23 protein-coding genes are annotated in these 25,767 nt (G+C 72.4%); 12 read left to right on the top strand and 11 right to left on the bottom strand.

Annotated elements, in window-relative coordinates:
• The first annotated feature begins 5 nt into the window (after positions 1 to 5).
• On the top strand, positions 6 to 1,484 hold the full coding sequence (locus ABD437_RS22360; protein ID WP_344650854.1) for a CocE/NonD family hydrolase: 1,479 nt from the start codon (positions 6 to 8) through the stop codon (positions 1,482 to 1,484).
• A gap of 162 nt (positions 1,485 to 1,646) precedes the next feature.
• Here the strand turns inward: ABD437_RS22360 and ABD437_RS22365 are convergent, their stop codons facing one another.
• A complete protein-coding gene (locus ABD437_RS22365) occupies positions 1,647 to 3,056 on the bottom strand; it encodes an MFS transporter (protein ID WP_344650855.1) in 1,410 nt (469 codons plus the stop codon).
• A gap of 61 nt (positions 3,057 to 3,117) precedes the next feature.
• Between ABD437_RS22365 and ABD437_RS22370 the strand changes: the two genes are divergently transcribed.
• Positions 3,118 to 4,098, top strand: a complete 981-nt coding sequence (locus tag ABD437_RS22370; protein ID WP_344650856.1) for a helix-turn-helix transcriptional regulator — start codon at positions 3,118 to 3,120, stop codon at positions 4,096 to 4,098.
• On the opposite strand, the gene ABD437_RS22375 is transcribed toward ABD437_RS22370, so the two are convergent.
• Positions 4,095 to 4,574, bottom strand: a complete 480-nt coding sequence (locus ABD437_RS22375; RefSeq protein ID WP_344650857.1) for a nucleoside deaminase — start codon at positions 4,572 to 4,574, stop codon at positions 4,095 to 4,097. The two genes, ABD437_RS22370 and ABD437_RS22375, sit on opposite strands and share 4 nt — an antisense overlap.
• 77 nt (positions 4,575 to 4,651) lie before the next feature.
• Between ABD437_RS22375 and ABD437_RS22380 the strand changes: the two genes are divergently transcribed.
• Together ABD437_RS22380 and ABD437_RS22385 are read left to right on the top strand one after the other, a co-directional pair.
• Positions 4,652 to 5,014: a DUF3224 domain-containing protein gene (locus ABD437_RS22380; RefSeq protein ID WP_344650858.1), complete on the top strand. Its 363-nt coding sequence runs from the start codon at positions 4,652 to 4,654 to the stop codon at positions 5,012 to 5,014.
• Positions 5,015 to 5,057: 43 nt separating this feature from the next.
• Positions 5,058 to 6,590 carry a class I adenylate-forming enzyme family protein gene (locus ABD437_RS22385; protein WP_344650859.1) on the top strand — a complete coding sequence of 511 codons (1,533 nt, stop codon included), beginning with the start codon at positions 5,058 to 5,060 and terminating at the stop codon, positions 6,588 to 6,590.
• Here ABD437_RS22385 and ABD437_RS22390 read toward each other — a convergent pair.
• Complete coding sequence (locus ABD437_RS22390; protein ID WP_344650860.1) at positions 6,583 to 7,731, bottom strand: xylose isomerase; 1,149 nt, start codon at positions 7,729 to 7,731, stop codon at positions 6,583 to 6,585. The genes ABD437_RS22385 and ABD437_RS22390 overlap by 8 nt on opposite strands.
• A gap of 242 nt (positions 7,732 to 7,973) precedes the next feature.
• Here ABD437_RS22390 and ABD437_RS22395 point away from each other — a divergent pair, with 242 nt between their 5' ends.
• Positions 7,974 to 8,732 (top strand): SDR family oxidoreductase, encoded by a 759-nt coding sequence (locus ABD437_RS22395; RefSeq protein ID WP_344650861.1) that lies wholly within the window; start codon positions 7,974 to 7,976, stop codon positions 8,730 to 8,732.
• 88 nt (positions 8,733 to 8,820) lie between these two features.
• Here ABD437_RS22395 and ABD437_RS22400 read toward each other — a convergent pair whose 3' ends face one another.
• Positions 8,821 to 9,312, bottom strand: coding sequence for a Rieske (2Fe-2S) protein (locus tag ABD437_RS22400; protein WP_344650862.1), 492 nt, complete (start codon positions 9,310 to 9,312; stop codon positions 8,821 to 8,823).
• Positions 9,313 to 9,513: 201 nt separating this feature from the next.
• On the opposite strand from ABD437_RS22400, the gene ABD437_RS22405 reads away from it, so the two are divergent.
• Both ABD437_RS22405 and ABD437_RS22410 read left to right on the top strand, forming a co-directional pair.
• Positions 9,514 to 10,257, top strand: coding sequence for a M50 family metallopeptidase (locus ABD437_RS22405; protein ID WP_344650863.1), 744 nt, complete (start codon positions 9,514 to 9,516; stop codon positions 10,255 to 10,257).
• A 90-nt stretch (positions 10,258 to 10,347) separates the two neighbouring features.
• Complete coding sequence (locus ABD437_RS22410; RefSeq protein ID WP_344650864.1) at positions 10,348 to 10,983, top strand: hypothetical protein; 636 nt, start codon at positions 10,348 to 10,350, stop codon at positions 10,981 to 10,983.
• Positions 10,984 to 11,038: 55 nt separating this feature from the next.
• Here ABD437_RS22410 and ABD437_RS22415 read toward each other — a convergent pair whose 3' ends face one another.
• The 5 genes from ABD437_RS22415 to ABD437_RS22435 all read right to left on the bottom strand — a co-directional run bounded on the left by ABD437_RS22415 (position 11,039) and on the right by ABD437_RS22435 (position 16,868).
• Entirely contained in the window at positions 11,039 to 12,661 is a 1,623-nt protein-coding gene (locus ABD437_RS22415) for a dipeptide ABC transporter ATP-binding protein (RefSeq protein ID WP_344650865.1), read from the bottom strand.
• The gene (locus ABD437_RS22420; RefSeq protein WP_344650866.1) at positions 12,658 to 13,548 is read right to left on the bottom strand and encodes an ABC transporter permease; all 891 of its coding nucleotides are present in this window, start codon (positions 13,546 to 13,548) and stop codon (positions 12,658 to 12,660) included. The genes ABD437_RS22415 and ABD437_RS22420 overlap by 4 nt, the downstream gene beginning before the upstream one ends.
• Positions 13,545 to 14,504: an ABC transporter permease gene (locus tag ABD437_RS22425; protein ID WP_344650867.1), complete on the bottom strand. Its 960-nt coding sequence runs from the start codon at positions 14,502 to 14,504 to the stop codon at positions 13,545 to 13,547. The genes ABD437_RS22420 and ABD437_RS22425 overlap by 4 nt, the downstream gene beginning before the upstream one ends.
• Positions 14,501 to 16,102 (bottom strand): ABC transporter substrate-binding protein, encoded by a 1,602-nt coding sequence (locus tag ABD437_RS22430; protein ID WP_344650868.1) that lies wholly within the window; start codon positions 16,100 to 16,102, stop codon positions 14,501 to 14,503. The genes ABD437_RS22425 and ABD437_RS22430 overlap by 4 nt, the downstream gene beginning before the upstream one ends.
• A 121-nt stretch (positions 16,103 to 16,223) precedes the next feature.
• On the bottom strand, positions 16,224 to 16,868 hold the full coding sequence (locus ABD437_RS22435) for a GntR family transcriptional regulator (RefSeq protein WP_344650869.1): 645 nt from the start codon (positions 16,866 to 16,868) through the stop codon (positions 16,224 to 16,226).
• Between the two features lie 57 nt (positions 16,869 to 16,925).
• On the opposite strand from ABD437_RS22435, the gene ABD437_RS22440 reads away from it, so the two are divergent.
• Complete coding sequence (locus tag ABD437_RS22440) at positions 16,926 to 17,438, top strand: YbhB/YbcL family Raf kinase inhibitor-like protein (RefSeq protein ID WP_344650870.1); 513 nt, start codon at positions 16,926 to 16,928, stop codon at positions 17,436 to 17,438.
• A gap of 46 nt (positions 17,439 to 17,484) precedes the next feature.
• On the opposite strand, the gene ABD437_RS22445 is transcribed toward ABD437_RS22440, so the two are convergent.
• Positions 17,485 to 17,919, bottom strand: coding sequence for a CBS domain-containing protein (locus ABD437_RS22445; RefSeq protein ID WP_344650871.1), 435 nt, complete (start codon positions 17,917 to 17,919; stop codon positions 17,485 to 17,487).
• Positions 17,920 to 18,095: 176 nt separating this feature from the next.
• Between ABD437_RS22445 and ABD437_RS22450 the strand changes: the two genes are divergently transcribed.
• The 4 genes from ABD437_RS22450 to ABD437_RS22465 are packed head-to-tail and all read left to right on the top strand — an operon-like array spanning position 18,096 to position 24,864.
• The gene (locus tag ABD437_RS22450) at positions 18,096 to 19,136 is read left to right on the top strand and encodes an ABC transporter substrate-binding protein (RefSeq protein ID WP_344650872.1); all 1,041 of its coding nucleotides are present in this window, start codon (positions 18,096 to 18,098) and stop codon (positions 19,134 to 19,136) included.
• On the top strand, positions 19,133 to 20,896 hold the full coding sequence (locus tag ABD437_RS22455; protein WP_344650873.1) for a sugar ABC transporter ATP-binding protein: 1,764 nt from the start codon (positions 19,133 to 19,135) through the stop codon (positions 20,894 to 20,896). The genes ABD437_RS22450 and ABD437_RS22455 overlap by 4 nt, the downstream gene beginning before the upstream one ends.
• On the top strand, positions 20,889 to 21,914 hold the full coding sequence (locus tag ABD437_RS22460; protein WP_344650874.1) for an ABC transporter permease: 1,026 nt from the start codon (positions 20,889 to 20,891) through the stop codon (positions 21,912 to 21,914). Before ABD437_RS22455 ends, ABD437_RS22460 begins: the two co-directional genes overlap by 8 nt.
• A gap of 25 nt (positions 21,915 to 21,939) precedes the next feature.
• The gene (locus ABD437_RS22465) at positions 21,940 to 24,864 is read left to right on the top strand and encodes a PAS domain S-box protein (protein WP_344650875.1); all 2,925 of its coding nucleotides are present in this window, start codon (positions 21,940 to 21,942) and stop codon (positions 24,862 to 24,864) included.
• On the opposite strand, the gene ABD437_RS22470 is transcribed toward ABD437_RS22465, so the two are convergent.
• The gene (locus ABD437_RS22470; protein ID WP_344650876.1) at positions 24,830 to 25,624 is read right to left on the bottom strand and encodes an SAM hydrolase/SAM-dependent halogenase family protein; all 795 of its coding nucleotides are present in this window, start codon (positions 25,622 to 25,624) and stop codon (positions 24,830 to 24,832) included. The genes ABD437_RS22465 and ABD437_RS22470 overlap by 35 nt on opposite strands.
• Positions 25,625 to 25,767 lie beyond the last annotated feature (143 nt).

Here is a 25,767-nt window from a genome sequence, read left to right on the forward strand (position 1 = left end):
TGCCGATGTCCGACGGAGTCGAACTCCTCGCCGACCGGTACGCGCCGTCGGGCGCCGTTGCCGGGCCGGTGGTGCTGGTCCGGACGCCCTACGGCCGCGATCGGCAGCTCGCGCTGCTCTACGGCGCGCCGTTCGCCGCCCGCGGTCTCCAGGTGGTGCTGCAGAGCGTCCGGGGCACGCACGGTTCCGGCGGGCTCTTCGAGCCCTTCCACCACGAGAAGGCCGACGGGCTGGCGACGCTGAGCTGGTTGCGCGACCAGCCGTGGTGCGATGGACGGATCGCGATGATGGGGTCCAGTTACCTGGGCTTCGCGCAGTGGGCGGTGGCGCCGTACGCCGACCCACCGCTGGCCGCGCTGTGCCCGGCGATCACCGCGTCGGAGTTCACCAGCTCGACGTACCTCGGGGGCGGGGTGGGTCTGCGTGGCGCCTACGAGTGGGGCATGACGATGGCGGAGCCGGGCCGGTTCCGGAAGCGGCGGCACCGGCGGGCGATGGCGGGGCTGCCGCTGGCGAGCATCGGCACGGCCAGTTCCTACTGGCAGGAGGTCGTCGCGCACGACGATCCCGGCGACGACTTCTGGGCTCCGGTCGACCACTCGGCCGGGGTGGCCTCGGTGACGGCGCCGGTCTCGATGTACACGGTCTGGTGGGACATTTTCCTGCTCAACCAGCTGCGCGACGTCGTCGCCCTGCAGGAGGCCGGTCGCCGGCCGCGGCTCACGATCGGCCCCGGAGGCCACGCCGAGCTCCGGGGCGCGCTGGCCGCGAGCCGGGACGCCTTCGAGCACCTGTCGAGGCATCTCCTGGGGGCGCCCGCGTCCCCATCGGAGCCCGCGCCCGCGTCCGCATCGGAGCGCGCGCCGGTGCGGCTCTGGCTGCAGAACGCCGACCGCTGGCTCGACGCCGAGCGCTGGCCACCGCCGAGCACGCCGGTGACCTGGTACTTCGGCTCCGGCGAGCTCGCTCGGGAGCCGGTGGACCAGGAGCCTGCGGTCACCTTCTACGACCCGGCCGACCCGACGCCGACGGTCGGCGGCCCGGTGATCGGCCGGGACGCCGGCGCGGCCGACAACCGGGCGGTCGAGGCCCGCGCCGACGTGCTCACGTACACCAGCGCGCCGCTGGAGTCCGATCTGGACCTGGTCGGCGAGCTGAGCGCGGTGGTGCGGGTGCGGAGCGAACCGGGCCACGCCGACGTGTTCGTCCGGCTCTGCGACGTCGAACCGTCGGGCCGGTCGATGTCGATCTCCGACGGGTTCGTGCGGCTGCGCCCCGGAACGCCGCTGGACGTGCCGGTGCCCCTGCGGCCCACCGCGTACCGGGTCCGGCGCGGGCACCGGTTGCGGCTGTCGGTCGCGGGCGGCGCGTATCCGCGGTTCGCCCGCAACCTCGGCACGGGCGAACCGGCGGCCACCGCCACCCGCATGGTCAAGGCCCGCCGCGAAACCCTCGGCGGCTCACTGACCCTTCCCGTCCACTAGGCCGTGTCCTGCGAATCCATGCTCGGCTGCGGCTCCGCTCAGCCGCCGCCAGGCCGCGTTGTCGGAATATCCGGATACAACAGCGGTATCCGGATATTCCTCCGCCTTGCCTGACGACGCCTGAGCGGTGCCTCGCTGCGAGCGAGATTCACAGGACACGGCCTAAGCCGTCTTCGGGAGTGCGAGCATCGCGCCGGCGGCCAGCACGTACACGCCGCCCAGCCACGGAAGCACGTGGGCGAGGGCGGGCCCGAACTCTCCCGACGAGCCGACAGCGGAGAAGAACACCGTGCCCAGAACCGCGACGCCGACCGCTCCACCGAACTGCGTCACCGTGGACAGCACCCCACCGGCCGCGCCGGCGTGCCGACCGGGCACCCCGGCGAGCACGACGTTGACCAGGATCGGGGCGCCGAGCCCCAACCCGAGGCCGCCGAGGAACATCGCCCCGGCCAGCGACCAGTAGCCGGGAGCGCCGCCGTCGCGCACGAGCAGCCACAGCAACCCCTGCGACGCCGCGAGCGTCAACGACCCGGCGACGAGCAGTGCCCGGCCGGCCTTCCCGGCGAGCGCGACCCCCGCGCCCGAGGTGATCATCGAGCCGATCGCGTACGGCAGGATCACCAGGCCGGTCGCCCACGGTGAGCGCCCGGTGCCCGCCTGCAGGTAGATCGACAGGACCAGGAAGAACGGCGCGAGCGCACCGAAGAACAGCGCCGCGGCCGAGAGCCCGGCCGCGAACGGGCCGACGGCCAGCAGCGCGGGCTCCAGCACCGGTTGCCCGCCGCCGGCCGCGACCCTCCGTTCGTAGCGCACGAACACGACGAGCAGCGCCGCACCCGCGGCGAGAACGGCCCACCCCCACCACGGCCAGCCCCAGTCCCGGCCCTGCACCAACGGCAGCAGGACCAGCACGACCGCGGCGGCGACCAGGAGGGCGCCGACGACGTCCGGACGGGTCCGCGCCGCGGCGGTGGACTCCGGAAGCACCCGCAACCCGATCACGACGGCGGCGATCGCGACCGGGACGTTGATCCAGAAGATCGTGCGCCAGCCCAGACCCCCCAGGTCCGCGTCGACGAGCGCACCGCCGAGCAGCGGCCCGGCCACCGAGGCCAGGCCCTGCACTGCTCCGTACGCGCCGAACGCTTTCGCCATCGCGGCCGGCGCGAACGACGACCGGATGATCCCGAAGACCTGCGGAACCATGAACCCGCCCGCCAGGCCCTGCACGATCCGGACGCCGATCAGCGCCTCGGCCGACGGGGCGAGCGCGCACGCCGCGGACGCGACCGCGAACACCGTCAGCGAGACGAGGAAGACCCGCCGCCGGCCGTGGTCGTCGCCGATCCGGCCGCCGGTGATCAGCCCGGACCCCAGGGCCAGCGTGTAGGCGGCCAGCATCCACTGCAGCTGCGCCTCGGAGGCGTTCAGGTCGGCCGCGATGTCGGGGGCGGCGACGGTGACGATCGTGACGTCGAGAAGGTCCATGAACGATGCGAACAGGACGACGAGCAACGCCAGCGACGCGCGTCGCCCGGCGACCGTTGCTGGGGGAGTGAGGGTGGTCATGGCGGCACCGTGGCACCCCCAGCGGCCACCGGATGGCCGCCTTTCCTGCCAGGGTGAATTCGTGGCCGACACCTCCGCGCGGATTCTGCGCCTGCTCTCCCTGCTCGAAGCCCGCGTGGAGTGGTCGGGTGCGGAGCTCGCCGAGCGGCTCGCGGTTTCGGCCCGCACCCTGCGGCGTGACGTCGACGTCCTGCGTGAACTCGGCTACCCGGTGGACGGGGTCAAGGGGCGCACCGGCGGCTACCGGCTCGGCCGTGGAGGCAAACTGCCCCCGCTCGTGCTCGACGACGACCAGGCCATCGCCATCGCGCTGGCCCTGCAGACCGCGCCGGCGACCGTGACCGGGATCGACGACGCGGTCGCCCGTGCGCTGACCACGGTGCGCCAGGTCATGCCGGCCCGGCTCCGGGCGGCCAGCGAGGCGTTCGACGTCACCAGCCTGCGCAACTACTGGGAGTTCTCCGCCCCGCCGGTCGACGTCGACGTGCTGCGGATCGTCGGCGCCGCGATCCGCACCGGCCGGGTGCTGCGCTTCGACTACCGCGACCCCGACGGCACCGTCGCCGCGCCCGGCGAGCCCGGTTTCCGTCCGCCCCGGGAGGTCGAACCCCATCACCTGGTCGTCTGGGCCGGCCGGTGGTACCTGGTCGCACGCGACCATCGGAACCGGACCTGGCACACGTTCCGGGTCGACCGGATCCACCCCCGCGAGCCGGGCGGCCCGGCCTTCACCCCGCACCCGCTGACGGCCGACGACCTCACGCGGCTCGTCGTGCAGAACCCCGATCGCGGCGACACCCCGGGGCGGTGGCAGTGCGTCGGATCCGCGCTCCTCGAGTTGCCCGCCGACCTCGTCGCCCGGTGGGCGCCCGGCGGCTCGGTCGTCGAACCGGTCGACGACGCGCACTGCCGGCTGACGATCGGCGGCTGGTCCTGGGCCGGAGTCGCCGGTCTGTTCATCACGTTCGACACCGATCTGAGCGAGGTACGACCACCCGAACTGGCCGCCACCCTGACCCGGATCGCCCAGCGGCTCGCCTAGCCCCAGAACCCCGCGTGCACCGCGCGGGCCTCGGGGAGGTCCACCGGGCCGTCGACGGTGATCTCCCGCTGTCCGCGAGCGAACACCTCGCGGCACGGCAGCGACAGCGTCGGGTTCTCCGGGTTCGCGCCGGTCATCTCCCCGAGCGCGTCCTCGCCCAGCGCGTACACCACCCGGCCGACGCCGGCCCAGTAGATCGCTCCGGCGCACATCGCACACGGCTCGGTGCTGGTGTAGAGCGTGAACCCGGCCAGTTCCGACGGCGCGAACCGCCCGCTCGCCTGGCGCACCAGGTTCGTCTCGGCGTGCCCGGTCACGTCCCGGCCGGTCACCACGCTGTTCTCCGCCGCCAGCACCTGGGTGCCGGTCGAGTCGACGAGCGTGGCTCCGAACGGGTGGTTGCCGTTCACCCGCGCGTTGCGCGCCACCGAGATCGCGGTGCGCAAGTGGTCGGTGTCGACGTCGGTGATCGTCATGGCGTCATTGTCCTCCTGCCACTAGGTGTCAGGAATTACCGCCAGGCTCGGGTTCAACCAGTTCTAGGGAGCCACTCATGACCCGCGCCACCGCGTCGTTCACCGTCGACACGTTCGAGCCCGTCGGCGAGCCGGACGGCATCGTCGCCTCGGCCGTCCTCACCAAGACGTTCACCGGCGAGGTGGAGGCGACGAGCACGGTCCGGATGACCACCGCCGCCCAGACCGCCTACGTCGCGATGGAGCTGATCACCGGCAGCGTGCACGGCCGGAAGGGAAGCTTCGTGCTGCTGCACGCGGCCACCCAGGAGGACACGCGCTGGGAGATCGTCGCCGGCTCCGGCACCGACGAGCTGACCGGCCTGTCCGGCACCGCCGTGCTCGTGCGCCACGAGGACGGTTCCCACACGTTCACTGTGGATTACGACCTCCCGAAGTGAGCGCGGGTTTACGGTGGTGATGCCGCCGACGAGGAGGTCGATGATGACCGTCACCGCCGCCACCGGAAGTACTCTCCCGCAGCTGGCCGAACGCTCCTGGGAGCGGCTCGGCCAGGAGAGCGTCCAGATCTTCGAGGGCCGTACCTGGACGGGCGCCGAGCTCGGCGCCCGCTCCCGCCGATTCGCGGCCGGGCTGCTCGCCGCCGGTCTGCGCCCGGGCGACCGGGTGGTCGTGTGCATGGCCAACTGCCCCGAGGTGGGCGTCGCCTACCACGGCATCTGGTGGGCGGGTGGCGTCACGACGCCGGTGCTCTTCCTGCTCAGCGACGCCGAGATCGCGCACATCCTGCGTGACAGCGAGGCGGCGTTCGTCATCACGACGCCGGAGTTCCTGCCCAAGATCCGGAACGCGGCGGCGGGTGTCCCCACCGTGCGCGGCATCGTCGTCGCCGGCCCGGCCGCGCCGGGAGTGCTGGGCTTCGCGGAGATGGAGGCCGGCGACGAGGCGCCCCAGGTGTCCCGCGTCCCCAGCGATCTCGCCGGCCTGCTCTACACCGGCGGCACCACCGGCCGGTCGAAGGGCGTCATGCTCACGCACGACGCGATGTCGGCCGCCGCGTGGGCGATGGTGCACAACTCCGACGAGGACGACGACCTGCGGGTGGCGCTCCTCCCGCTGCCGCTCTCGCACATCTACGGCCTCACGGTCAGCGTCACCGCGGTGCACGCCACCACCCCGCGCACCAGTGTGCTGATGCGGTGGTTCGATCCGGTCGGCTGGCTGCAGCTCGCCGAGCAGCACCGCGCCCAGCTCGGCGCGGTCGTCCCGAGCATGTTGCAGCTGGTCATGGCTCAGCCGATGGAGGACTACGACCTCTCGTCGCTGCGCCGCATCGCCAGCGGTGGCGCGCCGCTGCCCGCCCAGGTCGCGGCGGACTTCGTCGCGCGGCTGCCGCAGGTGGAGGTGTACGAGGGCTACGGCTGCTCGGAGCTCGCCGGTGGCATCACGGCCGGCAAGCCCGGCCGGAAGATCCCGGTGGGCAGCGTCGGCGTCCCGATGCCGAACATCGAGATGAAGATCGTGCGCCCGGACGGCACCCCCGTCGAACCGGGCGAGGACGGCGAGATCTGCGCCCGCGGCCCGATGATGATGTCCGCGTACTGGAACGCCACCGACGAGACCGCGCACGCGATCCAGGACGGCTGGTTCCACACCGGCGACATCGGCCACCAGGACGCCGAGGGCAACCTGTTCGTCGTCGACCGGATCAAGGACCTGATCATCCGGGACGGCTTCAACGTCTACCCGCGTGACGTCGAGGAGGCCATGCTGACGCACCCCGACGTGGCGCTGTGCGCGGTGGTCGGCCGGCCCGACCAGCGCCGCGGCGAGGAAGTGGTGGCGTTCGTGCAGCTCAGCCCGGGCGCGACGGCCACGCCCGAGGAGCTGATCGAGCACGGGAAAGCGCGGCTCGCCGCCGTGAAGTACCCGCGTGACGTCCGGATCGTCGAGCAGATCCCGCTGACCAGCGTCGGCAAACTCGACCGCAAGGCGCTGCGGAGGAACGTCAGCTGACCCAGGCGCTGCCGACGCGGAGCATCGGGCCGGCGAGGCTCCGCGCCGCCGGCTCGCTGCTGATGCCGACCTCGTCGAGCAGCTCGGTCACACACGCCACGTCCGCGGCCACCCCGGCCACCAGGGACGCCACGTCGTCCATGCCGGCGGCGCGCGGGCACACGTCGATCTCGACGTGCGGGAAGTCGGCGAAGCCGGTCTCGGCCAGCACCGCGTCCACGGTGGCGCGCAGCACCCCGCTGGTGGGGCGCAGCGGCGAATCGGGCCGGGCGTGCAGCGGCAGGTGCCTGCTGATGCGCCACGGACCGGCGCCGGGCAACCAGGTGAGCGCGTACGGCAGGTCGTCGGCGGCGCGGGTCAGCCCGTCCGCGCCGCGTTCACGCACCGGTTGAGCCACGTCCGAACTCAGCGCGGTGAGCGCACGGCGGGTGGCCGGATCACGCGGATCGTCCACCTGCACCGCGGTCGCCGCCTGCACCTTCTGCACGGCGTAACCCGCCCGGTAGACCGCGGAGATCGCCGCCGCCGGATCCACGAACGAGACCGCCAGCGCGCACGTGTCCACGCACACGCCGACGTACTCCGGGTCGGCCCGCCCGGCCAGCCAGCGGACGGCGTCGAGCACCGTGTCGAAGCGGAAGCCCGGCGCCGGTTCGAACGCCAGCGTCACCGGCCGCCCGTTCTCCCCGTCGAGGGCCCGTAACCGCTCGACGAGCAACCCCAGGTACGCGACCGCGGTCGCGTCGTCGGCGACCGACCACGGCGTCCGCCACCCGAGCGGCACCGTGCCGAGCGTGCCGTAGGAGAACCGGTCGGGCAGCAGGTCGGCCAGGACGATCGCGCAGTCGATCGAGTACCGGAGCCGGGCCGGGTCGTTCCAGCGCGGCGCTTCGCTCCCGGTGTTCAGCGTGACGACTTCCAGGCCCCGCGCGTCCAGCTCGAGCCGGAGCCGGCGGCGCGCCGCCCGGTCCGACGCGAGGCCCGCGGCGACGAACGTCGGCAGCCGCAGCCCGAGCCCGAGCCGGTCCATCGGCACCGAACGCCGGATCGGCTCGGCGTAACGGTCGAGCTGCGCCACGACGTCACCGAGGTCGGCGGCCGGGTGGACATCGGCACAGTACGAGAGCGGCCCGTCGCTCATCAGCCGTCCGATCGACCGGCGCCGTTACTCAACGGTGCGCCGCCTAACCACGACGTCATCGATGTCCTTTACAAAGAGTGAATAAAGGATCTTTCGTCACCTGGGAGCAGCACCATATCGGATCCGCGTGGGCGGTATCCAGACTCGGTGATCGATCAGTCACCGGGAGGGTGCCTAGTGGGGCCGGTGTGACAGGAGTCAGAATCGTGGTCCGCCGTCACCGCAGGACCGGGGGCTTTCTGATGCCACGAACCGTCCGCGACAACATTTTGATCACTGGAGCCAGTTCGGGGCTCGGCGCCGGCCTGGCGCGCGAGTTCGCCGCGCGGGGACGCAACCTCGCGCTCTGTGCCCGTCGGCTCGACCGCCTGGAGACTCTCCGTGAGGAACTGGTGAGCGCCAACCCGGGTGTCCGGGTGGCGATCCACAGCCTCGATGTCACCGACCACGACGCGATCTTCCGGACGTTCCGCTCGTTCGCCAGCGGCCTCGGCCAGATCGACCGGGTCGTCGTCAACGCCGGCTCGGGCCGGGGCGCGCCGATCGGAACCGGGGGCTTCGCCGCCAACCGGGAGACCGCCGAGACCAACTTCGTCGCCGCGCTGGCCCAGTGCGAGGCCGCGATGGAGCTGTTCCGGGAGCAGAACTCCGGCCACCTCGTCGTGATCTCGTCGATCGCGGGCCTGCGTGGCGGACGGCGGGGCGCCGGCGTCTACGCGGCCACCAAGGCCGGCCTCTCCACCCTCGCCGAGGGCATCCGGATGGACGTCGCCGGCACCCCGATCCGCGTCACCACGATCGAACCCGGCTACATCCGCACCGACCTCAACGCCGGAGCCGCGAGACTGCCGTTCGCGGTCGACGCCGCCACCGGGTGCCGGGCGCTCGCGCGTGCGGTCGAGCGCGAGCCCGCCTCTGCGTACGTTCCCGGCTGGCCCTGGCGCCTGGTCGCGCCCCTCTACCGGATCGCCCCCGCGTCGGTTCTCCGCAAAATCATCTAGACGCCGCCCGGCGAACCACCGCACGCAGCTCCGCTCCTCCAGCGGTGGTGCCCGGCGCGTGCCTCGCGTCCCCCGGCCGGTGGTGGGCTCAGGCCAGATAGATCGCGTCGCCGGAGACCGTCACGGTCTTGCTCGGCAGCGCGGTCTTCGCCGGGCCGGACACCACCGACCCGTCGGTCGCGGAGAAGTGGCTCTGGTGGCAGTTGCAGACGATCTCGCCGCCCGTCACCGAGGAGACCGTGCACCCCTGGTGCGTGCACACCGCGCTGAACCCCTGGTAGGTGCCGGCGGTCGGCTGGGTCACCACGACCTTCTCGGCGGTGAAGATCTTCCCGCCGCCCACCGGGACGTCGCTGGTGGGGCCGAGCTCGGTGCCGGCCGGCGTCGCTCCCGCGGTCGCCTCCGCGGACGCCGACGCGGTGGCCGCGGCGCTGGTGGCGGCCGCCGTGGACGCGGTGGTGGTCGCGCTGTCCGACCCGTCGTCGCCGTACGAACTGCAGGCGGCGAGCGTCGCCGCCACCCCCAACGCCCCCGCGCCCGCGACCACACTTCGTCGCGGAACCGCCCTGTTCTGGCTCATCTGTCCCCCCTCGTCCGAGTCAGTCTGGCGTACGGGGAGTGATTAGTTAACCCCGAATAGTGATGCGGGTTGTTCGGGGGTCACGCATACCATCCGCCGGTGGGAACGTCGGGGCCCGACGCGGGGGAAACGCAGCCAGTGGGCTGGGTCGCGTCGAGGCGGGGACCAGGGGTGGGGCCCGCCGATTGTCGGGGGGCAATCATGCTGTTATCCGTTGTCGCGGTCACGCCGTCGCCGGGTCCGTCCGCTCCGGGGCGGATCGAACAGATCACCGAGCAGATAGCCACCCGCCAGCCGACGCCGACCTGGCTCGCGCTGCTCACCGGCCTGGTGGCGCTGCTCTTCGCCGGCACGGCCCTGGCCGCCCGCCTGGGCGCGAGCAGTCACGAGGGCATGCACGCCTTCACCGGTGGCCTCGTCGGCAAGGTCGACGGGGTGCGCATTCCCCGGAAAGGTCCTTCGGGGACCACGGTCCAGGCGAAGGGTCCGTCGAAGTTCACCGCCACGTTCGTGGGGTACCTGGGCCCGTCGTTCTTCGGGCTGCTGGGCGCCTGGCTCCTCTCCCGGGACCATCCCGTCGCCGTGCTGTGGCTGGCGATCGTGTCGTTCGGCGTCCTGTTCTGGCTCATGCAGAACTTCTACGGCGGGCTCCTCGCCGTGGCCTTCGGGGGCGCGCTGCTCCTGATCGCCTGGAACGCGAACGTCCTCGCGCAGACGGCCGTCGCCTACTTCCTGGTGTGGTCGCTCCTGCTGTTCGGCTCGCGTGACGTCGCCCCGTCGCTGGCCGCGGCCGCGCGGAAGATCGACCCCAAGGCGAAGACGAAGTCCGAGTACCTCCAGCTCCGCGAGATGACCTACGTGCCGCAGATCGTGTGGGTGCTGGTGCACCTCGTGCTGTGCTGGGTGGCGCTGGCGTTCGGGGCCTGGCTGCTGCTCGTCGCCTGAACCGGGTGTGGCGCCGGTCACAGGCGTATCAGGGCGCGACCTCGGCGGTCTGTTCCGGTGAGTTACCGATACCGGAGGGGATGGAACGTCATGGGGTACCGAGTCAGTTTCGGGCTGCGGCTGCTGGGCGTCGCCGCCATCGTGGGCCTGGTGGTCTGGGCGGCGAACGTGGCCGAGGTCGCAGCGCCCAAGGGTCTCAAGACCGCGTTCAGCGCGCTGACCAGCGGGCCGGCCGCCGCCAAGGCCGCCACGCCCAGCACCACGCCGACCGCGGCCCCCACCGCCGCACCGGCCGCGTCCACCGCGGCGACGACATCCACCGCGGCGTCGACCGCGGGGGCCACCGCGACGACGGCCACGGCCGCGGCTCCCGCGCCGTTCATGGCCACGCTGACCAACAAGTGCGTGCCGGACGCGTCGCTGCCGAAGACCTACTACGCCGGCCAGAACTGCGCCGACCCCGACCTGCGCTACAACAAGTACCTGGTCACGCTGTCGAGCGAGGTCTACAAGGTGGTCGGCTACCAGCCGAAGATGGTGCAGCTGGGCGTGGAGACCTGCGGCGAGCTGAAGACGTACGACCAGACCCGCGTGGTCATGGACGTCACCCAGTGGCTGGTCGCCGAGCAGGCCCCGGCGAACCCGCGCAAGGCCGCGCTGAGCGTTCTCAACGCCGCGACCAAGAACCTCTGCCCCGACCTGCGCGGCAAGGTCACGATCGCCTGACCCGGACCGACCGACCACGGGGCGCGCCACTCGGCGCGCCCCGTCGTCGTCTGCGCTACGCCGGCGTTCTCGTGCCGGGGATGGCGGCCAGGAGCTCCTTCGTGTAGTCGTGCCGGGGCGCGGTGAGGAGATCCTCGGCCCGGCCGGTCTCGACCAGGCGCCCGCCGCGCATCACGCCCACCCGGTCGGCGATCTGGCTCACGACGGCCAGGTCGTGGGAGATGAACAGGTAGCTGAGCCCCAGCTCGCCCTGCAGACGCACCAGCAGATCCAGGATCTGACGCTGCACCGAGACGTCGAGCGCCGACACCGGTTCGTCGCACACGACGAGTTCCGGTTCGAGCGCGAGGGCCCGCGCGATCGCCACGCGCTGGCGCTGCCCTCCGGAGAGCTCCGACGGCCTACGGTCCAGCATGGACGCGGGTAGCGCCACCTGGTCGACGAGCGCGGCGGCACGCGCGCGCCGGGAGGCCGCGTCGCCGACCCGGAACACGTGCAGTGGCTCCGCGATCGCCTCCTGCACCGAGAGCCGCGGGCTCAGCGACGCGTACGGGTTCTGGTACACCGGCTGCATCCGACGGCGGAGCCGCCGGAGTGCCTCGCCACGCAGCCGCGTGCTGTCGGCACCGTCGAACGTGACCGAGCCCGCGGTGGGCGAGGTCAGCCGCAGCACCAGCCGGGCGACCGTGGACTTCCCCGACCCGGATTCGCCGACCAGCGCGAACGTCTCCCCCCGCGGGATCGCGAAGCTCACGTCGTCCACCGCACGCAGCACCCGCGCGCCTCCGCGTGTCCACGGCAGCCGGTAGTCCTTGGTGAGCCCGTCCACCGAGACCAGGGCGTCTCCCGACGGGTCCGGACGGCCCGCGGGCGCGGACGGGGTGCGCGCACGGAGACGGCCGGTCGCGAGGCTGGGAGCGGCGTTCAGCAGCGCCCGGGTGTACGGCTCCTTCGGTGCGCCGAGCACCTCCGCGGTGGGCCCGGCCTCCACCACCCGGCCGTCCGCCGCGACCACCACCCGCTGCGCCCGGTCGGCCGCCACGCCCAGATCGTGGGTGATCAGCAACACCGCCGTGCCGGTCCGCGCGATCAGCGTCTCCAGGTGGTCGAGGATGCGCCGCTGCACGGTGACGTCCAACGCGCTCGTCGGTTCGTCGGCGATCACCAGCTTCGGCCCGCACGCCAGGGCCAGCGCGATCAACGCGCGCTGGCGCATCCCACCCGACAGCTGGTGCGGGTACTGCCGGGCTCGCGACTCCGGTGAGTCCAGCCCGGCGTCCGCGAGCAACTCCACCGCACGCGCGTCGGCCGCCCGCCCGCGCGCCTGCCCGTGGATCTTCAGCACCTCCGCGACCTGCCGCCCGACCCGCTGCACCGGGTTCAGCGCGATCATCGGGTCCTGCGGCACCAGCCCGATCTCCCGGCCCCGCAGCGAACGAAGCTCCCGGTCACCGGCCCGCACCAGGTCACGACCGTTGAACGTGATCGAACCCCCGGTCACGCGGCCGCCCCGGGGCAGCAACCCCGCGATCGCGTGCGCGGTCGTCGACTTCCCCGACCCCGACTCGCCGACGAGCGCCACGACCTCGCCGGCCGAGACGGTCAGCGAGACCCCGTCCACCGCGGGCGGACGATCGCCGTACGCGACCCGCAGGTCCCTGATCTCCAGCAGGCTCACCGGTGCTCCTCTCCTCCGCCGCCGAGCGCACGCGACACCCGGTTGGTCGCGAGCACGGTCGCGGCCACCGTGAGCCCGGGCAACGTCGTCAGCCACCACGCGGTGGCCAGGTAGTCCCGCCCGGTCGACACCAGCGAACCCCACTCCGGTGTCGGCGGTTCCGCGCCGAACCCGAGGAAGCTGAGCGTCGACACGGCCAGGATCGCCAGCCCGAAGTCGAGCGCCGCGTACGCGCCGATCGGACCGAGCGCGTTCGGCAGCACGTGCCGGCGCAGGATGCTGTACCAGCGGGCCCCGGTCGCCCGCGCGGCCTCCACGTACACCGCGGTACGCACCCGCAGCACTTCCGCGCGCATCAGCCGGGCGAAGTTCGCCACCGTCGACAACCCGACCGCGATCGCCACCTTCGTCGTGCCGAACCCGAGCACGGTCACGATCGCCAGCGTCAACAGCAACTGCGGAATCGCCAGCAGCACGTCGACGAGACGCATGGCGACGTCGTCGAGCCAGCCGCCGACGTAGCCGGCCAGCAGCCCGACGAGCGAGCCGACCACCAGCGCGACCGCCACCGCGATCACGGTGGCGCGCAGCGACAGGTTCGCGCCGTGGATCACCCGGGCGAACAGGTCCCGGCCGGTCTGGTCGGTGCCGAACAGGTGCTCGGCGCTCGGCGCCTGGAGCTTGTCGGCCGGTACGCCGACCAGCGGGTCGCGCGCGGTGAACAGCGACGGGAAGAACGCGGCCAGCAGCACCGCGGCGAGGAACAGGATCGAGAGGACCAGGCCGGGGCGACGGGCCAGGAACAGCGCGGCCCGCCGGACCCGACCGCGTGCCGCCGGGGCCGCTGCCGGCGCCTCCACCGGTGCGCGGGTCTCCAGCGCCGTCATGCCGCCACCCCCGCCCTGCTGGTGGTCACCCGGGGGTCGACCAGCGGGTACAGCAGATCGACGAGCAGGTTCACCGAGACGAACGCGACCGCGCTGAGCACCACCAGGCCCTGCACCAGCGGGATGTCCTGGGTGCCGACCGCGTCGACGACGAGGCGGCCGATGCCCGAGCGCGAGTACACGGTCTCGACCACCACCGAGCCCGCGAGCAGCTGCCCGGCCCAGGCGGCCGCCACCGTCATCGCGGGAATCGACGCGTTGCGCAGGACGTGACGCAGGTGGATCCGGGCCCGCCCGGCGCCTTTCGCCCGTGCGGTCTCGACGTAGGGCTCTTCGAGCGCGGTGAGGATGCTGCGTGCCAGCACCTGGCCGATCAGCGCACCGATCGGGATCGCCAGCGTCAGCGACGGCAGCACGAGGCTCTCGAAGCCCTCGTTGCCGATCGCCGGCAGCAGCCTCCACTGGAACGAGACGACCTGCACCAGCATGAGCCCCACCCAGAACGTCGGCAGCGACACCGCCAGCGGCGGGATCGCCAGCACCGCCTGCCGGACGGCCGGCCACCTCGGGTAGGTGCCGCCGAACGCGACGAGCAGCCCGAACGCCAGCGAGAACACGAACGCCAGCCCGGTCAGCTTCAGCGTCTCCGGAAGCGCCTCGAGGATGCTGTCGCTGACGCTCGCGCCGGTCTGCACGGAGTGGCCGAAGTCGCCGTGCGCGGCGCTCCAGAGTGCCTTCGCGTACTGCACGGGCAGCGGCTGGTCGAGACCGAACTCCGCTTTCAGCGCGGCGACCTGCTCCGGGGTCGCCGAGCTCTCGCCGGACGTCCCGCCGGCCAGCATGATCTCGACCGGGTCGCTGGGAAGCAGGTACAGCACCCCGTAGCCCAGCGTGAACGCCGCCCAGAGCACGAAGACCGCCTGGGCCAGCCGCCGGCCGAGGTACAGGAGCGTCATTTGCCGAGCCAGGTGTCGTAGAACGACAACCGCGACGACGCCTCGAACCGCAGCCCGCGCACCTTCTCGGAGAGCCCGATCACCTGCGAGAGCTCGACGATCGGGATCTGGTACGCGTGGTCGGTGACGATCAGCTTCTGCGCCTCGGCGACGGACTGCGTGCGCTTCGCGTCGTCCAGGGTGGCGACCTGCTGGTCGAGCGCGGTGTCGAGCGGGCCAGGCTTCAGCTGCGAACGGTTCGCGTACTTCGTCGAGAAGATCGTGCGGAGGATGTCCGGGTCGGCGCGGGTGACGTTGAACCAGAGGAAGTCGAAGTCGCCCGTGGCCTGGGCCGCGGTCAGCTCGCCGGTCGTGAGCTGGCGCAGCCGCAGCTCGATGCCGACGGCCTTGAGCTGCTGCTGAGCGAGTTCGAGGATCGTCTGGCTGGGCGGGAACGCCAGGTTGTAGATCACGTCGACGGAGAGCTTCCGGCCGGCCTTCTGCCGGATGCCGCCGGGGCCGGGCGCCCAGCCGTCGGCGTCGAGAAGCTTCTTCGCGCCGTCCTGGTCGAATTTCAGCGCGGCGCTCTGGTCGTTCCAGCCCGGCGTCGACTTCGCCAGTGCGCTGGTGGCCGACCGGTACTTGTCGGAGAGCGCGGTCTGCACGATCTCGGTGCGGTTGAGCGCCTTCTGGACGGCCAGGCGCACCTGCTCGTCGGCGAGGATCGGCTTGGACGTGTTCGCCGCGAGGTTGAACGGGATGCCCGGGTTGCCGCGCACGAGCAGCTGGAATCCGTTGCCGTCGAACCGGGCCTCGTCCTGCGGGGGGATGTCGGTGGCGCCGTCGATCTGTCCGGACTGGAGGGTGCCGGTGCGGACGCCGGACTCGGGGACGATCTTGTACTCGATGCCGTCGAGGTAGGCCTCACCCTTGTGTTCGGCCAGCGACGACGGCCAGGCGTAACCGGTGCGGCGCGCCAGCGTCACGCCCTGGTTCGGCGTGTACTTCTTCAGGACGAACGGCCCGGAGCCGACCAGGTCGCCCTGGCAGCGCTGCTCCGCGGTCTTCGCCGCGGTCGACGCCGAGAGCAGCCCGAGCGACATCGTGGACGTCGCCTGCAGGAACTGGGCGCTGGGGGCGGCGAAGTCGACGCGGACCGTCTTCGGGTCGACGACCGTCGCGCTCCGGTAGCCCGCCAGGTACGTCCCGGCGAGCTGCGCCTTCGCGCCGAGCTTCACGATCGCGTCGAAGTTCGTCTTGACGGCGGCGGCGTCCACCGGGGTGCCGTCGCTGAACGTGGCCCCGTCGCGGAGCGTGAACGTGAAGCTGGTCGCCGCGTCGTCGACCGTCCACGACTCGGCGAGCCAGGGCTTGATCTCGCCGGTCTTCGGGTCCTGGTCGGTGAGCGAGTCGACGATCTGCCTGCCCACGTTGAGGCTGGCGTTGAGGCCGAACTGCTGCGGGTCGAGGCAGGTCGGGTCGACGGCCAGCGCGAATTTCAGGGTGCCCCCGGACTGCGGGGGACCGGCCTCGGCCGCGCCGTCGCCCGCCGACGAGCAGCCGGCGAGTACCAGAGCCGTGGCCGTGGCCAGAACTAAGAACGGAGAACGTACGGGCACGAGCATCTCCTGGCGGCACGAAAAGCACGGGAGTCCCAGGGATAACACAGTTAGCATGCATCCCCTACCTGCAAACTATGAATACGACTGTAGTTGTGTCCCGTGCTCTTGTGAAGACTCGTCAGTCGTCGCCGAGCGCGTCGGCGGTGCGGGTCAGGTGCCGGGCCAGCAGCGTGGCCGCGGTGTCGGCGTCGCGAGCCAGTGCGGCTTCCTCGAGCCCGCGGTGCTCGCCGAGGTAGTCCCGGCCGGGTGTGCGGTCGGCCGACCAGCGCCGCGCCAGTTCGCCGGCCAGCCACATGCGATCGAACGTCTCCAGCAGCACCGTGTTGCCGCTCCCCTCGAGCAGCGCGCGGTGGAAATCGCGGTGGGCGCGTGACCACTCGGCCGTCACCCTGGTGCCCTCGAACGCGGGGGTGCCGGCCAGCCGGTGGTGCGACGCCCGCACGCGGGCCTCCCACTCCAGGTCGCCCCGTTCGACGGCCAGCCGCAGCGCGGCCACCTCGACTACGCACCGCGCCTCGGCCAGGTCCTGCCAGCGCCGGTCGGACTGGAGCGGAACCGCGAACCCACGGTTGGTCCGGCGGTCGGCCAGGCCGTCGCCGACCAGCCGCACCAGGGCCTCACGCACCACGGCCAGGCTGACGCCGTGCGCACCGGCCAGCTCCTGCGGCTTGAGCGCGTCGCCGGGCGCGAAGTCGCCCCGCAGGATCGCGTCGCGCACCTCGTCGTACACGCGCCCGGACAGCATCTGCTTGGCGTCGACCATGGCGCTGATCGTAGACCATCTGGCAGATAATCGATTTTTGGTGTTACTGTCGATTACATGAACGATCCCTTCGCCCGCCTCCCCGAGGCGGCCACCTTCACCGTCACCAGTTCGTCCGTCGCCGACGGGGCGCCGTTCGCCGCCGAGCAGCGCGCCGGGAAAGACCTGTCACCGCAGCTGACGTGGAGCGGCGCACCCGAGGGCACCAGGAGTTACGCGGTCACCGTCTACGACCCCGACGCCCCGACCGGTTCCGGGTTCTGGCACTGGGCCGTGGCCGACCTGCCGGCGACGGTCACCTCGTTGCCCGAGGGCGCGGGTGACGACACCGGCTCCGGGCTGCCGGCCGGCGCGTACCAGCTGCCCAACGACGCGCGTCTCGCGCGTTTCATCGGTGCCGCCCCGCCCGCCGGGCACGGCGAGCACCGCTACGTGATCGTCGTGCACGCGCTCGACGTCGAGACGATCGGTGTTCCGGCCGACGCCACCCCGGCGCTGCTCGGCTTCACGATCGCCGGCCACGTCCTCGGCCGCGCGGTGCTGACCGCCACCGCGGAGACCCCCGCCTGAGCGGCTCGACGCGGAGCGCCGCACGGGCCGTGCGGCGCTCCGCCGGTCAGCTCGTGATGTAGCCGACCAGTTGTTCCTTCTCGCTCTCCAGTTCGGAGATCGTGCTCTTCACGACGTCGCCGATGCTCACCAGGCCGACGAGGCGGCCCTCGTCCACCACCGGCAGGTGCCGGATCCGGCGGTCGGTCATCGTCCCGCGGATGTGCGCGACGTCGTCGGTGCTCCGGCAGGTGTGCACGTCGACGGTCATGATCGACGACACGCTCTCGTCGAGCAGGCGCGCACCGTGCTCGTGCAGACGGCGCACGATGTCGCGTTCGGACACGATCCCGGCGATCGTCTCGCCGTCGTTCGACACGATGAGTGCCCCGAAATTATGTTCGGCCAACCGGGCCAGGAGTGCGCGGACGGATTCGTCGGGCCGGACGGTCGCCACCTCGGTACCGCTGGACTTGCTGCGTAGGACATCGCTGATCAGCATCGGACATCGCTCCCAACGCAGGTCGGGGAGTGTTTCGTTCTGGGTACCGGTTCGGTCCGTCTCGCGTCAAGGGTCCGGACTCCTGGCGACTTCTGGTGATTGCCGGACATCGACCGTTCCGGAGGCGCACTCTGGTGAGACCTGGATCACAACGACGTGAGCCGCGGGAGGTCGACATGGCGCGCACCCGAACGGTTTTCTCCCTCTCCTTCGTCGCGATCATCGCGTTGGTGGCCGTGGTCGCAGGGGTGGTGGTCGGCCGCGCCACCGGAAGCGGATCGGGCGGCGGGGGGAGCGGCGACGGCGGTGCCGCCAGCGGCGCCCGGATCGACGTCGTCATCAAGGCCAGCGACTCGTCGTTCTGGCAGGTGATGCTGGCCGGCGCCGAGCAGGCGGCCGACGACTTCGGCGTCGAGGTCAACACGTTCGGCCCCACCTCGGAGACGAACATCGACGAGCAGGTCCAGCTGGTCGAGAACTCGATCTCACGCGGTGTGGACGGCATCGTGATCGCGCCGAACTCGTCCAGCGCGCTGAACTCGGTGCTCGAGCGCGCCCGGGAGGCCGGCATCAAGGTCGTCACGGTGGACACCCGGGTCACCACGCCGACCGAGGGCTTCATCGGCACCGACAACGTGAAGGCCGGGCAGCAGGCCGGGCGGCGGATGTGCGACCTGCTGAAAGCGCAGGGGCGGACGTCCGGCGCGATCCTGGTCGAGTCCTCGGTGGCGGGGATCCAATCGCTCGTCGACCGGGACCGCGGTTTCCGGCAGGGGCTCGCGGAGAAGTGCCCCGGCGTCGACTCGACGCTGCAGCGGTACAACAACAACGACATCAACACCGCGGCCTCGCAGGTGAACGACGCGCTGACGGCCAACCGGAACCTGCTCGGCGTGTTCGCGGACAACAACACGTCCGGGGTGGGCGCCGCGCGTGCGGTGGCCGACAACAAGGCCGCCGACCGGATCCCGGTCGTCGCGTTCGACTCCGATCCCCAGGAGAACGCGGCGCTCGCGAACGGAACGATCGACGCGCTCGTCGTGCAGAACCCGTACTTCTTCGGGTACCAGGGTGTGCTCGCGTCGGCGATGGCGGCGACCGGTCGCACGCCACCGCGCGAGATCGACCCCGGCGCGGTGATCGCCGACCAGAAGAACCGCACCACCCCCGAGGTGAAGTCGCTGCTCGAACCGCCCACCGCCGAGCCCGGGTCATGACCCGCCCGCCCGACCGCGACCCGCCGGCGCCGTCCGACCCGGCCGGTGACCCCGCGCCGATCGACCGGGTGACCGGTGAGCCGGTGCCCGCGGAGGAGCCGGCCGCCGACGGTGGGCCGGTCCCGGTCGACGACCCGACGGCCGGCCGTCCACCCGCGCCCGACGCGCCCGCGCCGATCGACCCACCCGGCCCCGGTCCGGCCGTGCTCGAGCTGGTGGGGGTGTCGAAGGCGTTCGGGCCGGTGCAGGCGTTGAGCGACGTCTCGCTGCGGCTGCTGCCGGGGCAGGTGCACTGCCTGGCCGGCGAGAACGGCGCCGGGAAGTCGACAGTGATCCGCGTACTGACCGGCGCGATCCGGCGCGACCGCGGTGAGTACCGCATCGACGGCGCCGACGTGACGTCCGCGACCCCGGCCGCACTGCGCGCGGCCGGTGTGCAGGCCGTCTACCAGGAGCTGAGCCTGCTCCCGCACCTCTCGGTGGCCGAGAACCTCTACATGGGACGCCTGCCGTCGCGCCGCGCGCTGCTGGACACCCGCCGCCTGCGCCGTTCCGCCCGGCACGCGCTGGCCGAGGTGGGCCTCACCGACCTCGACCCGGACACCCCGGTCGAGCGCCTCTCCGCGGCCACGAAACAACTCGTCGAGATCGCCAAGGTCCTCACCGCCGACGAAGTGAAGGTGATCGTCTTCGACGAGCCCACCACCGCGCTCACCGAGAGCGAGTCGGCGCGCCTGCTCGACCACGTCCGGCGTCTCCGCGAGCAGGGCGTCGCGATGCTCTACGTCACCCACCGCCTGGAGGAGATGTTCGAAATCGGCGACCAGGTCACCGTCCTGCGTGACGGCGGGCTCTCCGAGACCGGGCCGATGCGCGACTACGACGAGAACCGTCTGATCGCCGCGATGGTGGGGCGCGAGGTGACGTCGCTGTACCCGGAGGAGACCCGGGACGCGGGCACACCGCTGCTCCGGGTGCGCGGGCTGCGCCGGACGGCCGACGGGCCCGCGGTGGACCTCGACGTCCGCGCGGGCGAGATCGTCGGCGTCGGCGGGTTGCTGGGGTCGGGGCGCAGCGAGCTGCTGCTGGCGATCTTCGGGGCCGAGCGCATCGTCGCGGGGGAGATCCAGATCGACGGGCGGACCGTGCGCCCGACCGGGCCGCGGGCGATGATGAACGCGGGGCTGGGGTTGCTCACCGAGGACCGGAAAGTGCTCGGGCTGCTCCCCGAGCTCTCGATCCGGGAGAACGTCACGATCGCGAGCCTGCGGCGCGCGTCGCGGGGAGGGCTGCTGCCCGGGAAGGCCCAGGCGGCGGAGGCCGATCGGCTGCTCGACTCGCTGCGGCTGCGTGCCGGCTCGTACGACCAGCCGGTCTCCACGCTCTCCGGCGGGAACCAGCAGAAGGTGCTGCTCGCGCGCTGGTTGCTGACCGAGCCGAAGGTGCTGGTGTTCGACGAGCCGACGAAGGGCATCGACGTCGGCGCGAAGGGTGAGCTGTACGACGTCATCGGCGACCTGGCCCGCCGCGGGCTCGGCATCGTCGTCGTGTCGTCGTACCTGCCGGAACTGATCGGGCTCGCGGACCGGATCGTCGTGCTCCGCGACGGCGCGATCGCCGGGGAACTCCCGGCCGGCGCGTCCGAGGAGGACGTCCTCCGCCTGGCCTCGGGCGGCTCACCGACCGGAACTGCCCCCGGCGGCGGCCCGGCCGCCGGGGGCCGCGACACCGACGTGGAGGAGGGACGCCGTGGTGCCTAGGTTGCTGTGGCGGGAGGAAGTGCCGACCACGACGATCACCAGTGACGCGGTCGCGGAGAAGCCCGCGTCGCACCGGGTGCTGACCCTGGGCGACATCGCCGGGCGGGAGAGCGGCGGGCTCGTCGTGCTGCTGGTCGCCGTCGGCGCGCTGACGCTGGCCAGCGACACGTTCCTCACCGGCGGCAACCTGGCGAACCTGGCCCGGCAGGTCGCGATCTTCGGCATCATCGCGGTCGGCCAGCTGCTCGTCATCCTGACCGCCGGGATCGACCTCTCGGTCGGATCGGTGCTCGGCCTCGCCGGAGCGGTCACCGCCCAACTGCTCGTCGCGGGCTGGCCGGTCGTGGTGGCGATCGCCGTCGGCGTCGCGATCGGCGCCGCGCTGGGCGTGGCCAACGGCCTGCTCGTCACCCGGGCCAAACTGCCCCCGTTCATCGCGACGCTGGGCATGCTCGGCATCGCCCGGGGCGTCGTGCTGGTGATCACCGACGCCAAGACCGTGCAGGGCCTGCCGGAGGGGTTCCAGCAGATCGCGAACGGCACCGTCCTCGGCGTCCCGAACCTGTTGCTGATCGCGGCGGCGGTCGTGCTGATCGTCTGGTTCGTGCTCACCCGCACGGTGTTCGGGCGGTACGTCTACGCGGTCGGATCGAACCCGGAGTCCGCCCGCCTGGCCGGCGTACCGGTCACCGCGGTGACGATCGCGGTCTACACGATCTCCGGGCTGCTGGCCGGCCTCGGCGGTGTCCTGCTCACGTCCCGGTTGGGCGCGGGCATCCCCACCGCGGGCACCGGGTTCGAACTCAACGCGATCGCGGCCTGCGTGATCGGCGGCGCGAGCCTGTTCGGCGCCAAAGGGGGAGCGTTGGGCGCGGCGACCGGCGCGCTGATCATGGGTGTACTGAACAACGGCGGCAACCTGCTCGCGATCAACGCGTTCTACCTGCAGATCGCGATCGGCGTTCTGATCCTGGTGGCTGTCGGCTTCGACCAATGGAACAGCCGAGTACGTCAATAATACCTTTTGTCGCTATTCTCTAGGGATGGGGGAGCGTCGCGCCGGCGTCGTCCGCTGGGGCGCGGCCGTGATCACCACCGCGACGGTGATCGCCGTCGCGGTCGTCGCGTCGCTGTTCGCCGCGCACGTGAGCGACCGCACCCGGGAGCAGGAGGCGAAGGCGCAGACCGCCGCCGCGGCCAGCCGCCTGGAGCGGCAGGTGGACCACTACGTCGAGGCGCTCCGCGGGGTCGCCGCCTGGCTGCGGACCGAGGGCTGGCCCAGCCACGCGGAGTACCGGCGCTACGCCGACGCGCTCGCGGTGCGACCGCGCTACCCGGGGATCCAGGTGATCGGGGCGGCGCAGTTCGTGGACGGGTCCGCCCGGGCGGAGTTCAGCCGGCGGACCGCGGCCGACCTGGCCCGGGCCGAGCAGGGCTATCCGGAGTTCCGGATCCGGCCCGGCGGCACCGGGCCGGCGCTGGCGATCACCTACGTCGACCCGGTCGGGGGCAACGAGCCCGCGGTCGGCTTCGACTTCCTGAGCGAGCCCCGGCGCCGCGCGGCCGCCTTGGCCGCCCGCGACCTGGGTGTACCGCGGCTCACCGCGCCCACCACGCTCGTGCAGGAGACCGGGAGACAGCACGGCGCGCTGGTGATGGTGCCGGTGTACCGCACGACGACGATCCCGGCCACCGCGGCGGCCCGGCGCGAGGCGTTCACCGGCGTCGTCTACGCCGCGTTCCGGATGGGTGACCTGGCCGAGGGCGCGCTCGGCGCCGACGCCGACCGGCTCCGGCTCGACGACGTCGGCTCGACCGCGGCCCCGGCGACCGGCTCCGACCCCCTGTACGCCCCGGCCACCCGGGCCGACGGGGTGCCCGAGCAGATCGAGCTGTCGATGGAGGGGCGGCGGTGGCTGGTGCGGTTCGACGCCGCTCCCGACCTCGGGCCGCTCACCCGGTACGGCCCGCTCGCGCTGGCGATCGGGGGCGCCGCGGTGGCCGTGCTGGCCGGCGCGCTGCTGCTCGCGTTGACCTCGGCACGCAGCCGCGCGCGTGTCCTCGCGGTCTCGATGACCGCCGAACTGCACTCGGTCACCGACACCGCCACCGACGCGATCGTCACCGTCGACCACACCGGCAGCGTCACCGCGTGGAACCGGGGTGCCGCGCGGTTGTTCGGCATCGAGCCGGCCGGGATCCTCGGCGCACCGGTCGACCGCGTCATCCCCGGTGGCCTTCCCGCGCTCACCGACTCACCGGAGACGCCGACCCCGCACCCGGACCCGACCGTCGAGCTGGACGCCGCACGCGCCGACGGCTCCGAGCTGCACCTCGAGGCCTCGGTCTCCACCTGGAACAGCCCGCGCGGTGTGTTCGCGACCGCGATCCTCCGCGACGTCACCGAGCGCCGTCGCGCCGAGGCCGAGATCCGGCAGACCAACGACCTGCTCGAAGGCGTCCTGCGGGGCGCCACCGAGTGCGCGATCGTCGGCTGCGACGCGACCGGGCGGATCACGGTCTTCAACGAGGGCGCCCACCGCATGCTCGGCTACCGCACCGACGAGGTCGTCGGACGGTCCGTGCTCGACGTCCTGCACGACCCCGCCGAGATGGCCGCGGTCGCGGACGAGCTGGGCGTCGACTCGGCGGCGGACATCTTCCCGGTCCTGCTGCGGGACGGCCTGCCGAGCACCCGCGAGTGGACCTTCGTCCGCTCGGACGGGTACAAGCTCCCGGTCCTGCTCACGGTCACCTCGCTGCGTGCCGCCGACGGCACCGTCCAGGGGCACATCGGCATCGCGTTCGACCTCACCGAGGCCCACCGGCTCGAACGCGAGCGGGCGCGGCTCGCGAACCGGTTCGAGCAACTCGTCGACTGCTCCGGTGAGGGCATCTACGGGCTCGATTCGGACGACCGGATCACGTTCGTCAACCGGCAGGCCGCCCGGTCGCTCGGCTGGGACGTCGACGAGCTGCTCGGGCGGGTCGCCCACGAAGTGCTCCACCACCACCTCCCGGACGGCTCGCCCTACCCGGCCGAGGACTGCCCGATCGCCCGCACGATCGCCCACGGCAGCACGAACCGGGTCGACACCGAGGTGTTCTGGCGCCGCGACGGCACCCCGCTGGCCGTCGAGTACGTCGCCGCCCCGCTGCGTCGCGACGGACAGATCGAGGGCGCGGTGATCACGTTCGCCGACATCACCGACCGCAAACGCACCGAGCAGGCGCTCAAGGACGCGGTCGCGACCCTCCGCGAGATCGACCAGGTGCGCACCGACCTCGTCTCGACCGTCTCGCACGAACTGCGGACGCCGCTGACCAGCATCTCCGGCTACCTGGAGCTGCTGCTCGACGGCGACGTCGGTCCGCTCGCCCCGGCGCAGGCGCAGATGGTGCAGGTGGCGCACCGCAGCTCGCAGCGCCTGCTGCTGCTCGTCGAGGACCTGCTGACGCTCTCCCGGATCGACGCCGGCGTGTTCCGGGTGCGCCAGGACGAGGTCGACCTCTCCCCGCTGCTGGCCGCGGCCGTCGGTGCGGTCACGCCGATGGCCCTGAGCAAAGGCCTCACGCTGACGTCCGACGTCCCGGCCGACGTCGGCGTGGTGCGCGGTGACGCCGCCCACCTCGACCGGGTGCTGCTCAACCTGCTGTCCAACGCGGTGAAGTTCACCCCGGGCGGCGGTGCGGTGAGGCTCGTCGGCCGGCGCGTGGGCGACGAGGTGGTGATCACGGTCCGCGACACCGGGATCGGCATCCCGGCCGACGAGCAGAGCCGCCTCTTCGACCGGTTCTTCCGCTCGTCCAACGCGATGGACGAGGCGATCCAGGGCACCGGGCTGGGGCTCTCGATCGTGAAGACGATCGTGGAGCACCACGGGGGCCGGATCACCGCGGAGTCGGAGCTCGGCACCGGCACGACGTTCACGCTCACGCTTCCGCTGCACGCCGCCGTTCGAGTCTGAGCACCGCGCCGGCGTCCACCGCGAGGCGCTCGGCCGCGCTGCCCTGGTTCACCGCGATCGCGGCCCGGCCGGTCGAGTCGAGCAGGACGACGAGCTCGCCGGGCGGCACGTCGCCGAACGTCTCGCCGCGGGTGACCACGTGCGTCCCGGCGTCCGGAAGCAGAACGTGCACCGGCGTGCCGAGCGGATCCAGTTCGGCCGCGGTGGCGGCGAGTTGCAGCGTGCCGAAGCCGTCGACCGCACGGACCTCGGCCTCCAGCCACCCCGGCCCGGTGCGGGTGACCGTGCCGGGCAGCGCGACCAACGTGTCCGGGGCGACCGCCGGGCCGAGCGAGGCCAACGTCGCCCCGGTGACCAGCCGCGCCGCCGCCGGCATGAACACGTCCCGCCCGTGGAACGTCCGGGCCGGCGCGACCTCGGTCAGCTCGACCGCGGCCACCACCCCGCCGAGCGCCTCGGCGGCCGGGAGCAGCAGCCCGTTGTCCGGCCCCACCAGGTGCCCGCGCGGTGTCTCGACGGCGATCGCCCGCCGGGCCGTGCCCACGCCGGGGTCGACCACGGCCACGTGCACGGTGTCCGGCGGCAGCCAGGGAACGGCGTCGGCGAGCACCGCCGCGCCGCGGCGCACGTCGGCGAGCGGCACGAGATGGGTGACGTCGACGATGCGGACGCCGGGCGCCGCGCTCAGCGCCACGCCGTGACAGATCGCGACGAACGCGTCCGACAGCCCGTAGTCCGTCGTGAAGGAGATGGCCCGCACCGATCGCCCCCATTCAGCAGTCGGATGTTCACCGCTCGGTTGGGTAGCACTTTCGCATGGCTGAGGCGACTACCGCGTTCCTGGCCAGGTGAGCGCGCCCGCGGCGCGTCCGAGGGGGCGGTTGGGGTTGTGGCCCCGCTCGG

The organism is Cryptosporangium japonicum (assembly GCF_039524755.1).
Taxonomy (GTDB): domain Bacteria; phylum Actinomycetota; class Actinomycetes; order Mycobacteriales; family Cryptosporangiaceae; genus Cryptosporangium; species Cryptosporangium japonicum.

Excerpts from the sequence above, each read along its gene's own strand:
- ABD437_RS22360 (WP_344650854.1), top strand. The coding sequence starts at position 6 with ATGTCCGACGGAGTCGAACTCCTCGCCGACCGGTACGCGCCGTCGGGC.
- ABD437_RS22410 (WP_344650864.1), top strand. The coding sequence starts at position 10,348 with ATGGGGTACCGAGTCAGTTTCGGGCTGCGGCTGCTGGGCGTCGCCGCC.
- ABD437_RS22385 (WP_344650859.1), top strand. The coding sequence starts at position 5,058 with ATGACCGTCACCGCCGCCACCGGAAGTACTCTCCCGCAGCTGGCCGAA.
- ABD437_RS22365 (WP_344650855.1), bottom strand. The coding sequence starts at position 3,056 with ATGACCACCCTCACTCCCCCAGCAACGGTCGCCGGGCGACGCGCGTCG.
- ABD437_RS22395 (WP_344650861.1), top strand. The coding sequence starts at position 7,974 with ATGCCACGAACCGTCCGCGACAACATTTTGATCACTGGAGCCAGTTCG.
- ABD437_RS22390 (WP_344650860.1), bottom strand. The coding sequence starts at position 7,731 with ATGAGCGACGGGCCGCTCTCGTACTGTGCCGATGTCCACCCGGCCGCC.
- ABD437_RS22405 (WP_344650863.1), top strand. The coding sequence starts at position 9,514 with ATGCTGTTATCCGTTGTCGCGGTCACGCCGTCGCCGGGTCCGTCCGCT.
- ABD437_RS22465 (WP_344650875.1), top strand. The coding sequence starts at position 21,940 with ATGGGGGAGCGTCGCGCCGGCGTCGTCCGCTGGGGCGCGGCCGTGATC.
- ABD437_RS22440 (WP_344650870.1), top strand. The coding sequence starts at position 16,926 with ATGAACGATCCCTTCGCCCGCCTCCCCGAGGCGGCCACCTTCACCGTC.
- ABD437_RS22400 (WP_344650862.1), bottom strand. The coding sequence starts at position 9,312 with ATGAGCCAGAACAGGGCGGTTCCGCGACGAAGTGTGGTCGCGGGCGCG.
- ABD437_RS22435 (WP_344650869.1), bottom strand. The coding sequence starts at position 16,868 with ATGGTCGACGCCAAGCAGATGCTGTCCGGGCGCGTGTACGACGAGGTG.
- ABD437_RS22425 (WP_344650867.1), bottom strand. The coding sequence starts at position 14,504 with ATGACGCTCCTGTACCTCGGCCGGCGGCTGGCCCAGGCGGTCTTCGTG.
- ABD437_RS22450 (WP_344650872.1), top strand. The coding sequence starts at position 18,096 with ATGGCGCGCACCCGAACGGTTTTCTCCCTCTCCTTCGTCGCGATCATC.
- ABD437_RS22445 (WP_344650871.1), bottom strand. The coding sequence starts at position 17,919 with ATGCTGATCAGCGATGTCCTACGCAGCAAGTCCAGCGGTACCGAGGTG.
- ABD437_RS22420 (WP_344650866.1), bottom strand. The coding sequence starts at position 13,548 with ATGACGGCGCTGGAGACCCGCGCACCGGTGGAGGCGCCGGCAGCGGCC.
- ABD437_RS22380 (WP_344650858.1), top strand. The coding sequence starts at position 4,652 with ATGACCCGCGCCACCGCGTCGTTCACCGTCGACACGTTCGAGCCCGTC.
- ABD437_RS22375 (WP_344650857.1), bottom strand. The coding sequence starts at position 4,574 with ATGACGATCACCGACGTCGACACCGACCACTTGCGCACCGCGATCTCG.
- ABD437_RS22455 (WP_344650873.1), top strand. The coding sequence starts at position 19,133 with ATGACCCGCCCGCCCGACCGCGACCCGCCGGCGCCGTCCGACCCGGCC.